Raw genomic sequence first — 10,627 nt, 5'->3', positions numbered from 1 at the left:
TCTAATGCGGCCCCCGGGCTTCTGCCGGGCGGCCGCTTTCGTGTGGTCGTGTTCAATGTTCGCGGTTTTTCATGTTGTCGTGAATTTCTGAGCAAAACTCCCCAACTCGCGAATCAACTCTCGCGCAGCCTCGTCCTCACGCTGCACGGCGGCGCGAGCCTCTTCCGCCCAACCGTGACGGAGCAGTCGCTTGGCGGCCAGGACTGCCGGTCCGACGTTGGCGGCAATCTGCTCGGCACTCTCACGGGCACGCGCATGTACCTCGTCGGCAGCTACAGCTGCGGTCGCCAAGCCGTAGTCAGCCGCCTCGATGCCGCTGAGCCACCGGGCCGACAGGATCAGCTCGCCGGCGCGCTGTGTTCCGATCACCTTGGGCAGCAACCAACTACTGGCAGCTTCGGGCGCCGTGCCCAGCGAGGTGAACGGTGCCCGCAAGCGTGCGTTCTCGGCAACGTAGACGACGTCGCAGTAGAGCAGCATGGTCAGGCCGATGCCGACGGCGGCGCCGTGCACCGCGGCGATCAAAGGCTTCGGAAACTCCACCAGCGCAACGATCAGCGGCGCGAATGCGTCGCCGAAGTCGGTATTGTCCGTGCCGGGTTCGGCCAGTGCGCGTAGGTCGACGCCACTGGAAAATGCCTTGCCCGCGCCCTCGAGGATCACCACGCTCACGGCATCGTCCGACGCCGCGTCGTCGAGCGCCTTGGTGAGCGCTCGAAAGCCGGCCGCATTGAAAGCGTTCAGGCGGCTCGGATTGTTGAAGGTCAGCGTTCGCACTGCTCCGGCATCCGCGACCAGGACGGGTTCAGTGGTGTTTGTCGACATTCGCTCCCCTTCGTTCCAAACCAAGCAGTTGCTAGGCATCAAAGCACCGTAACCGCCCACAGACGACAAAAGAAGGGCCCCTCGCGGGGCCCTTCTTTTGTGTTCCGGAACGACTCGAGAACTAGTCGTTGTTGAAGTAGCTCAGCAGACGCAGGATCTCGACGTACAGCCAGACCAGGGTGACGGTGAGGCCGAATGCGACGCCCCAGGCCGCCTTCTCCGGAGCCTGCGCGCGGATCAGCTGATCAGCGGCGTCGAAGTCGAGCAGGAAGCTGAAGGCCGCGATGCCGATGCAGACGAGGCTGAAGATGATCGCAAACGTTCCGCCGTCACGCAGTCCCAGTCCACCCTCGGTGAAGAAGCTGGCGACGAGGTTGCCGAGCGCCAGAACGACAACACCGATGAGCGCACCGATGATCATTCGCGTCAAACGCGGGGTCACCCGAATCGCACCGGTCTTGTAGACCACCAGCATTCCGAAGAACACACCGAAAGTACCGAGGACTGCCTGCGCGATCAGAGCCGATCCGCCGACGCCACCGAATTCGACGCTGGTGAACATGAACGACAGCGCACCGAGGAACAGACCCTCCGCGACGGCGTATGCCAACACGATTGCCGGGTTGTCCATCTTGCGGCCGAACGTGGCGACCAGAACCAGTACCAGGCCGACGAGACCGCCGCCGATGACCAGCGGGGCTGCGAGGTCGGCGTTGTTGTTGACCAGGAAGTACGACACCAATGCCGAGATGGTCAGCACACCGAGCGTGATGCCCGTCTTGGTGACGACGTCGTCGATCGTCATGGCCCGCGAGGTGGGACCGGTCTGGTACGGCTCAGCCGGAGCGTACTGCGGCTGACCGAACTGCTGGGTTGCCTGCGAGGCGCCCGCCGTCGCAGATCCGAACGAGGCGTATCCGTTGCCCTCTTGCTTGGGCAGATTGCGGAACACCGGGTTGCTGGTGGTGCGCACCGTGATCATCCCTTCATCGTGGTGGCCTACGACGGGTGCGTCGCGGGTTCGCCGGACGGATCCGAGTTTCCGACACGGTCCGTGTACCTAACTAAAAGTAAAGCACTCGTAATTTACAACGTCGAAGCATCCGTTGTAGTTCCCGGCGCGTTTCCGGAAGGTCAACACTCTTCGACACTCGTCCCTTTTCGATACTAGGACGGTTTGATCGACTTCATCACGATGAACTTCGCGTTCTTCGCCATCGCCTCACTGGGACCCACCGCGGCTTTCAACGGTTCGCGATAACCCAGATGCGCGTTGTGGACAGTCCACAGCTCCCCGCCGGGGCGCAGGACGCGACCGGCGGCTTCGAACATCTTGAGCGCTCCACCGGTGTGAACCGCCGCGCCGACGTGGAACGGCGGGTTCAACAGAACCAGATCCGTGCTCGCGTCGGGCAGCGAGCTCATCGCGTCGTCGCGCAGACCGCTCACCCGATCGCCGACGCCGTTTGCGGACGCGGTCGCCAGTGCCGAAGCGACGGCTGCCGAGGACTGATCCGTCGCGATCACGTGCACGTCCGGGAACTTGCGTGCGATCGCCGTCGCGAGAATGCCGCTGCCACAACCCAGATCGACCACATCGCTCAACGGGTCGACCGCTATCTTGCCGAGATTCTCCAGGAGCAACCGGGTGCCGATGTCCAGGCTCGCACCGGCAAACACTGCGCCGTGAGCAACGACGTCGAGATCGAACTCGTCGAGGCGTTCGGTCAACGGGAACGTGATCGCAACATCGGCCTTGGGTTCCGACGCCTTGAGTACGCGCGACTTCTGACGCCCACGTGAGGCGCTGACGTCGGAAAACGATTCGCCGAGAACCTTGTTCATCGCCGGGGTGATGTGCTTGTCACGCCCACCGGCGAAGACCCGTACTGCCGGGTCGGCATGGAGTGCGATCAGTTGAGCGATCTCGGCAAGTTCGGCGAGACTACGCGGCAATTGCGTGAGCACGACGCGGGCGCCGCTGAGCAACTCCTCGTCCAGTCCGTGGGAGGTCAAGGCGTCACTGAAACCTAGTTCGCGCGCATTGTTCGCGAGTGCCAGTTCTCCGGTGAGCGGATCCTGATGAACCCGCACGCCGGCAATTCCGTGAACGAGCGCAACACCGGCGGTCAGCGCACCGTAGTGATCGCCGATCACGACGACGGAGTCCGCCGGCGCGGCGGCCAGAGCGTCGGCGGCCTCGTCGAGGATCAGGCGATCGGCCGCATCGACGGCAAAGAGATTGGGTGCCTCGACATCGGGGAATCGGCGCAGACGATCGAACAGTTCGGGTGTGTCGGACATGCCACCAGTCTTTCAGGTGGAACTACGCAACACTCAATCCCCGGACCAGCAGGTGATCAGTTCGACATCCCCGTCAGTTCGACATCCCCGTCAGTTCGACATCCACTGCACGACGTTGTCGACGGTTTCGCGTTCGGTGCGGAATCCGTTCACCGGGTGGTCGGTGTCGGCGTATCCGAACGAGATAGCGCAGACGACCTTGCGGGTGTCGTCGATGCCGAAGTGTTCGTGAATGAACTTGGAACTGCCTGCGAGTGCCGCCTGCGGAATGGTGGCCACACCCAGACTCTGGGCCGCGAGCAAGAAGCTGTTCACGTACAACCCGCAGTCGACGGCTCCATAGGTGCCCAATGCCTCGTCGGTGGTGATGATCGCGACGTGGGGAGCGCCGAAGAGCTCGAAATTCTTCATCGTCTGCGCCGCGGACCCGGCGCGGTCACCGTGCTCGATTCCGACGCTCGAATAGAGCGCCATCGCGCAGTCGAACCGACGCGACTTGTAGATGCCCTGGTATTGGCGTGGGAACTCGAAGTCCGACTCCTGGGCGTTGGCGATCACGTACTCACCGAGGCCGGCGCGGAATCGTTCGGTGCCCTCCCCTTCCGTGATCGCGACCTGCCACGGTTGCGTGTTGCACCACGACGGCGTCTTCTGCGCCAGCCGAAGGATCTCCTCGATCACCTCACGCGGCACTTGGCGGTCCTGGTAGGCGCGGCAGCTGATCCGGGCATCGAGCAAGGCTTCCAGGCTCGTATCCACGACGATGCTCTCGGTCATTTGTTCTCTCCTCGATCAGGCTGCACTACAACACTTCGCACGATAGAACTACCGTCTCGACGCGATGGTCAGCGGGTCACCTTTGCGAAGGCACCCACCAGTTCGCCGAACTCCTCCATCGCCGCATCCGGGTCGGGATCAACCGCTGCCAGCGCGACCAGCACATCGGTAGCTCCGGATTCGAGCAGCTGTTCGGCACTGAGCATCGTCGCCGGGAGGTCGATCGAACCGTCAGCCCCGCGAACGACGGTCAATCGCCCCCGAATCTGCAGTTCCGCCGGATCGCGTCCGAGATCTGCCATTGCCTTGCCGATGACGTTGATCCCAACACGTAGGTCGTCGTCGACGGCGCCCATGATCGGAATCCATCCGTCGCCCCAGGTTGCGACGCGTCGTACGACCGCTTTGGAGAGCGAACCCGACACCCAGATCGGGATTCCTGCGGACGGCCGGGGCGCGCAGTACACGTCGTCGAATGTCAGTCGAGGAGTGTCGATGCTCGCGGGCGCCGAACTCCACAGGGCCCGGCACACGGCGAGAGCGTCGTCGAGCAGAGGTCCTCGTTTGCCGAAGTCCATACCGGCAGCTTCGTATTCGCGTTCCTGCCAACCGGTTCCGACGCCCAGGTCGAGGCGGCCGCCGGAGAGCAGGTCGAGTGTCGCGGCAGTTTTAGCCAGTACCGCTCCCCCGCGCAGTGCGGCGATGACGATTCCGGTACCCAGACGAATCGTTTGTGTCTGTCCGGCAACAAAAGCCAGCACGGTCAGCGGTTCGAGCCAGTTGGCGTCAGGCTCGGTGGGAAACGCCGACCACGTGTACGCCGAGTTGTCCGAGCCCATCACCACGTGATCGGTCACGAGGACCCGGTCGAAGCCGGCGGCTTCCGCGCTCTGACAGACCTGGACAAGTTTGCCGTAGGAGCCCTCCGCGAGAGTGGTGCCGAAATTGGGAACATTCAGACTGAAAGTTGTCATGTGTCAAGCCTTTCGGGGCCGGTTGGTCCAGCCGCCCTCTTCTGTGGGGAACCAGCCACCAGCAGCGTGCGAGCCGCCGTCGACGTGGATGACAGTTCCGGTGATGTATCTCGACAGGTCGGAAGCCAGGAACAGTGCGGGACCGGCAATGTCGACCGGCTGGCCTGGTCCACCCAACGGCGCCCACCCCGGCCACTTGTCCCAGTCGTCCGCAGAAACGATCTTGCGATACGGCACCTGTACCGACTCGATCAGATCCGGCGCAATGGCGTTGACGCGCACTCCGGTTCGACCGATCTCGACGCCCAGGCTCCGAGTGAACTGCGTCAGCGCCGCTTTGTATGCCGAGTACATGGTGTGGCCGGGGATCGCTCGATGCGCCTCCACCGTCGTCAGGTTCACGATCGATCCACCGGTTCCGCGGTCGATCATGCCGGGAAGCAGGGCATGGGTCAGGCGCACGACGTGATCGAAATTGATGTTGCCCGCCTCGGACCAGAAACCCGGATCGGTACCGGTGAACGCTGTCGGCGGATTCAGGAAATGCCCCACATTGTTCACCAGGACATCTGGCGCGAATTCGGTCAACGCGACGGGGACTTCCCGCGCCCGCACGTCGTACTCGAGATGGTTGATCGAACCACCTGCAGCGGAGTCGAATTCGCTCTCGTTCAGCGGAGCCACGTCGACAACCAGAACTGACGCGCCGTGCGATGCGAATGACCGAGCTATCGCTGCTCCGATTCCCTGGGAGCCACCTGTGACCACTGCCTTCTTACCCACCAACATCGGCCCTGGGGAGTACGCCGATCCGACCTCCACGAAGACACCCTTCTGCAGTTCGATGTGAATCACTTCGGCGTACCGTCACACATCGATTCGCAAAACGGGCACTACGTTCTCACTCAGTGGTAGCCGCTGCACCCAGCCTGGGCGGACCGCCGAGTCGCCGATTCAAGTAGTCCGGAATTTCGGCTGCCCGTATCGGCACTCCCTCCAGGTACCCCTGGATCACGTCGCATCCACACTCGATCACTATCGCGCGCTGCCGCTCAGTCTCGACACCCTCGGCGACGGTGTCGAGCCCGAGAGATTTGGCAATCGCGATGACGGCTCGCAGGACAGCGAACCTCGAATTCGAGGGATCCGCGTCCAGTGGTGCGACGAACGCCCGGTCAATCTTCAACCGATCGAGTGGCAGGCGGGCCAAGCTGGCAACCGAGGAGAACCCTGTGCCGAAGTCGTCCATCGCAATGGCGATTCCGAGCGCCGACAGCTGTACCAATACGTCTCGGTCCGCGTCGTCGATGACCAGCGATTCGGTCACCTCGATCTCGAGTCGGCTGGGATCGAGGTTCACCTCGTTCAGTGTCCGGCGTACCGATTCGACGTATCGACTCGAACGCAGTTGAACCTGAGAGACATTGACGGCAACCCGAATGTCCTGCGGCCACCTTGTCGCCGCCGTGCAGGCAGCCCGCAAAACGCCCGCACCAATTGGCACGATCAAGCCAGTTTCCTCGGCGACCGAAATGAAGTCTCCCGGCGAGACGAGACCTGAAGTCGGATGGTTCCACCGCAGCAGAGCCTCGAACCCGACGACAACTCCCGTCGCGGCTGAAACCTGCGGTTGATAGACCAACTCGAACTCTTCGTCGATCAGCGCACGACGAAGATCCAGCAGTGCCCTGGCCCTACCGGTCGCACGATCGCGCAAACTCGCATCGAAGGCGCGGATCTGGTTCCGACCGCTCTCCTTTGCGTGGTACAGCGCGAGGTCGGCAACAATCACCAGGTCTTCGAGGCTGTCGGCGTCGTCGGGCATAGAGCCGTAGCCCAGGCTCGCGCGAATGCGAATCTGATTGCCGACCAGTGAAAATGGTCGTTCGAATGCGTCGAGAATTGTTTGGAATCGCTCCTGCACCTCGTCTGCATTCCCGATGTCGTCGAAGGCGATGTCGTCGAAGGCGATGTCGTCGAAGGCGATGGCAAACTCGTCACCCCCCAGTCGTCCACAGATCTCGTTCGATCGCAGAACGCTGCGCAGTCTGCTCGCTACATCACGAAGCACGTCGTCTCCGACGTGATGGCCCAACCGGTCGTTGATCGACTTGAAGTTGTCCAGATCCAAGATCGCCAACCACACTCTGCGCCCGTCCCGAAGCCGCGACGACAGTTGAGCGTTGAAGCTGTACCGATTTCTGAGCCCGGTCAGCGAATCGACCTCCGCCAGTCGCAAGATGTTCTGACGCTGGTGATAGGAGTGCGTGATATCGGATCCGACACCGCGCCATCCGTAGTCCGACCGCTCACCGCTGCCGGGGTGCCCTGACATCGACCACCAGCGAGTGTCGCCCCGTACGACGACCTGCAGTGTGAGGTCCCGAAACGCCGTCCCTGCTTCGAAATTCGCAGCGAGGAGAGCTAGGGACTTCCTGCCCGCGCCTGTTCGGGATGCGCCGATCCCGATCAGAATCTCGTGCATGGTGCGGCCCCGGATCTTTGCTGCCGGTAGACCGACCTGCTCGGCGAATCGATACGACACGGTACTGGCGATACCGCGCGAATCGGTCTCCCAGAGCCAATCCTGAGCACCGTCTTCGAGATCGTTGAGCAACAACTCCACAAGATCTCGTTCGTCCTCGGCGACGAGCTCGGCACGTAGCCGTCTCTCGAAAAGGTTGGCCAACAGCAATGTTCCGCTGTAGAGCGAACCCAGAAAGATGACCAGCACCCCGATCAGTACGTAACGCGACGTGCCCGGTTCTGTCCAAAACGCTCCAGCCAGACCGGCCCCGACGAGGCTGATCCAGACGACAGTGATTCCGCGAAACATCATCGTGGGAAATACGCCGACCGCGATCCCGCCGATCAACGTCGAGCTCAGTACCAATTCGTCACCAGGGTCGAGCATCGGGAAGAGAACGAGAGCCAAGCATGCCAGGAGCACTCCCCAGACAACGATTTCGACTGTGAGCACCACCAATTCGGTGGTCTGCGACTCGGAGACGCCGAGACGCGCGCGCCGCAGCCAATAAACACTGAATCCGGCGCTCGACAACAGCATGACACTCGACCAGGCGAAGCTGAACCATCCGGCATCCACCGGCAAGAGCACCACGATCGCTGACAACGCAACAGCTGCGGTCAGAAACGACCACGGAAGAACCCGCGCGGTGAACCGCAGCCGTCGATCGAGTAGACGACGGCGATCGTAATCCGAAAGGTGTTGTTCCGAGCCGCTTCGACCGAGCTTGCGCACCGACGTCTCGACACGACGCCTACGGAGTGCTGCCGGGTCATCCATGATGGCCTGCTGTCGCCAGTGCAACCTCGTCGACCGACATGACTCCGCCGGCGGCGTATCCCTGGACAGTCCGCACTCCTGCTGCGGCCACGGACTTCAGGTCCTCCTCACTCTCCACTCCCGAGACGACGACTTCCATTCCCAGTGCGCCGACCAGATCCACGACAGCTTCGAGAATCGGCCGGCCGCCGGGCGCCGCACCGGAGATGGAGCGTTCGATCCGAACTCTCGTGAACGGAAGCCCGGACAGTGATGCCAGGGAGGAGAATCCGGCGCCGAACTCGTCCACCGTCAGCGATACCCCCATTTCCGCGATGGCGTGCAACGCGGCCCTGGACTCGTCGGTGATGGCCGAGGATTCGTTGAGTTGGAGTTCGAGTTGGTCGGCACTGGCACCTGATCGTCGAAGCGAATCCCCTATCGAGTCGACGAAGGAATCCGATTCGAGCTGACGCGTCGATACCGCGACTGCTACCCGCAAGTGATCGGGTAGGCGTGACGCCGCCGCGCAGGCCAGCTCGAAAACTGTTGTCCCGAGCGAGTACGCCAAACCGGTGTCGTCGGCGACACTCATGAATTCTGCGGACGTCACAGCCCCGAGCCGCGCGTTGTGCCAGATCACACGCACCTCCACAGCCACGATCTCGCGGGAGACGACGTCGATCCGGGGCAGCATCTCGAGTTCGAGGTCCTTGTCGGACACGGTGTTCCCCAGATCCTCGAGGAGGCGGGCGCGCCGATCTGCCACGGACTTCATCGAGTCTCGATACTCGCGTACAGCGCCACGCCCGGATTCCTTCGCGGCGAACAACGCCAAGTCTGCTGCGCCCATCAACTCGTCGGCGGAGGCTGGGAGAGCGTCAGGGCGGTAGTACCCGATGCTGCACCCGATCTCCAACCGCGTGCCTGCCACTGTGATCGGCTCATGGAGAGCTTCGATGTAGCGGCCGAGCAGAGTTCGCACGTGCGAACTGTCACCCACATCGGTGAATAGAATCGCGAACTCGTCTCCGCCCAAGCGCGCGAACAACTGTGACACCCCTCCGGCTTCGGACAGGCGATCCGCGACCTCCCGCAGAACCGCGTCGCCAACGGTGTGTCCCAGTGTGTCGTTGACCGATTTGAAGTTGTCGAGGTCGAGCATGGCCAACGCGAGGCCGCTCTCGCTTGTGTACGGATCGCGCAGCAGTCGTTCCAGCTCGGTCCAGAAGCTGTGCCGATTCGGCATTCCGGTGAGTGCGTCGACCCGACCCATCCGCACGATTTCGTCGCTCTGCAGTTTCACTTCGGTGACGTCGGAACCGACTCCTCGCCAGACGAACTCGTCGGGTGTGCGGCCGGGTCGCGGCCGCCCGGACACCTGCCACCACCGGATTTCTCCGTGCACTCGGACAGGAACGAGGACGTCGACGAATGCAGTTTTCGTGTGGCGGGCTTGCTGCAACTCCATGAGCGCATCGATTCCGCCCGGGATTCGTAACGTGCCCAGCTCCATGAACAGGTCCTGCCACGCCGTTCCTTGCAGCTCGGTGGAGTCCAGCCCCGCTTCGACCGCGAGCCGCGTCGGGATTCGGTTGAACTTTCCTTTCTGGTCCGTCTCCCACACGAAATCCCCGGCGTTGCCTTCGAAATCTTCGAGAAGCATCTGCACGACCGATCGTTCCGACGCTGCGCTCAGCTCAGCTCGGTAACGCGATTCCAGATTGCCCGAGACCACTATCGTGCCGCCGATCAGAGCGGCTCCGTAGGCGATCATTCCAATAAGTATTCGTTCGAACTCGGGTCCAGGTTGAAGCCAAAATGCCACCCCGAGGATGACGAGATTGGACAGCACCCAGGTGAGCCCCACCACCCGCAACATCGCGGTGGCCACGGCTCCGGCCCCGGTGATGGATGTGGTGACCGCTATCAGGATCAGATCGCCGGAATCGTCCAGGATCGGGTAGAGGACCAGTGCAAGCGAGGAATACAGGATCCCGACGACGGCGAATTCGACGATGAGAAACACGTACGACATCCGGTACGTCGGTGCGATCAGTTCGAAGCGGATAGCGAGTCCGACGAACATACCCACCAACCCGATCACCGCGGAAAGGATCGGCCACAGGCGCGGCAACAGCCCGCTATCCGGTGGAATCACAAACAGCGCCAACCCAAGTGTGACGACGAGGTGGACAGCTGCAGCCCATGGCAGCACGCCGAAGGTGACGGCCATCTGTTCACGCGTTACGTCATCGCGTTGCGCAGGTGTCAGTCTTTCTCTCGGGTGCGGTTGCAGACGAGAGAGGACCGACATCACTTACCCTCCCTCTCCCACTCGAAAATTGAGTCGGACGTCCGACTGAGCAATTCTCCCGTAAATGGACACTGCCGTGTCAACCAGTACGTCCGACCTGTTTCGGAGCGAGGTCCGCCCATAGACACAGTAATCAGCAAACTG

8 protein-coding genes are annotated in these 10,627 nt (G+C 62.3%); all 8 read right to left on the bottom strand.

What is annotated here, in order from left to right; genetic code table 11:
- Nucleotides 1–69 precede the first annotated feature (69 nt).
- The 8 genes from ACFWAD_RS11695 to ACFWAD_RS11660 all read right to left on the bottom strand — a co-directional run bounded on the left by ACFWAD_RS11695 (nucleotide 70) and on the right by ACFWAD_RS11660 (nucleotide 10,402).
- The gene (locus ACFWAD_RS11695; RefSeq protein WP_378543823.1) at nucleotides 70–825 is read right to left on the bottom strand and encodes an enoyl-CoA hydratase/isomerase family protein; all 756 of its coding nucleotides are present in this window, start codon (nucleotides 823–825) and stop codon (nucleotides 70–72) included.
- 121 nt (nucleotides 826–946) lie between these two features.
- Nucleotides 947–1,798: a Bax inhibitor-1/YccA family protein gene (locus tag ACFWAD_RS11690; protein ID WP_378543820.1), complete on the bottom strand. Its 852-nt coding sequence runs from the start codon at nucleotides 1,796–1,798 to the stop codon at nucleotides 947–949.
- Nucleotides 1,799–1,992: 194 nt separating this feature from the next.
- A complete protein-coding gene (locus tag ACFWAD_RS11685) occupies nucleotides 1,993–3,129 on the bottom strand; it encodes a class I SAM-dependent methyltransferase (RefSeq protein ID WP_378543817.1) in 1,137 nt (378 codons plus the stop codon).
- Between the two features lie 90 nt (nucleotides 3,130–3,219).
- Entirely contained in the window at nucleotides 3,220–3,906 is a 687-nt protein-coding gene (locus ACFWAD_RS11680) for a nitroreductase (protein WP_378543814.1), read from the bottom strand.
- A 68-nt stretch (nucleotides 3,907–3,974) separates the two neighbouring features.
- Nucleotides 3,975–4,880, bottom strand: a complete 906-nt coding sequence (locus ACFWAD_RS11675; RefSeq protein ID WP_378543811.1) for a TIGR03619 family F420-dependent LLM class oxidoreductase — start codon at nucleotides 4,878–4,880, stop codon at nucleotides 3,975–3,977.
- Nucleotides 4,881–4,883: 3 nt separating this feature from the next.
- Nucleotides 4,884–5,735 carry an SDR family NAD(P)-dependent oxidoreductase gene (locus ACFWAD_RS11670; protein WP_378539514.1) on the bottom strand — a complete coding sequence of 284 codons (852 nt, stop codon included), beginning with the start codon at nucleotides 5,733–5,735 and terminating at the stop codon, nucleotides 4,884–4,886.
- Between the two features lie 46 nt (nucleotides 5,736–5,781).
- Entirely contained in the window at nucleotides 5,782–8,187 is a 2,406-nt protein-coding gene (locus tag ACFWAD_RS11665) for a putative bifunctional diguanylate cyclase/phosphodiesterase (protein ID WP_378543808.1), read from the bottom strand.
- Complete coding sequence (locus ACFWAD_RS11660; RefSeq protein ID WP_378543805.1) at nucleotides 8,180–10,402, bottom strand: putative bifunctional diguanylate cyclase/phosphodiesterase; 2,223 nt, start codon at nucleotides 10,400–10,402, stop codon at nucleotides 8,180–8,182. The genes ACFWAD_RS11665 and ACFWAD_RS11660 overlap by 8 nt, the downstream gene beginning before the upstream one ends.
- Nucleotides 10,403–10,627: the final 225 nt, after the last annotated feature.

It is taken from the genome of Rhodococcus sp. NPDC059969 (assembly GCF_042738325.1).
In the GTDB taxonomy this organism is placed as follows: Bacteria; Actinomycetota; Actinomycetes; order Mycobacteriales; family Mycobacteriaceae; genus Rhodococcus_F.
Note: the sequence above shows the minus strand (reverse complement) of the source record. Positions and strands in the feature narration are given on the sequence as shown.

Bases quoted from the DNA above. Each gene is read 5' to 3' on its own strand.
- ACFWAD_RS11695 (WP_378543823.1), bottom strand. From the start codon at position 825: ATGTCGACAAACACCACTGAACCCGTCCTGGTCGCGGATGCCGGAGCA.
- ACFWAD_RS11685 (WP_378543817.1), bottom strand. From the start codon at position 3,129: ATGTCCGACACACCCGAACTGTTCGATCGTCTGCGCCGATTCCCCGAT.
- ACFWAD_RS11680 (WP_378543814.1), bottom strand. From the start codon at position 3,906: ATGACCGAGAGCATCGTCGTGGATACGAGCCTGGAAGCCTTGCTCGAT.
- ACFWAD_RS11675 (WP_378543811.1), bottom strand. From the start codon at position 4,880: ATGACAACTTTCAGTCTGAATGTTCCCAATTTCGGCACCACTCTCGCG.
- ACFWAD_RS11665 (WP_378543808.1), bottom strand. From the start codon at position 8,187: ATGGATGACCCGGCAGCACTCCGTAGGCGTCGTGTCGAGACGTCGGTG.
- ACFWAD_RS11660 (WP_378543805.1), bottom strand. From the start codon at position 10,402: ATGGCCGTCACCTTCGGCGTGCTGCCATGGGCTGCAGCTGTCCACCTC.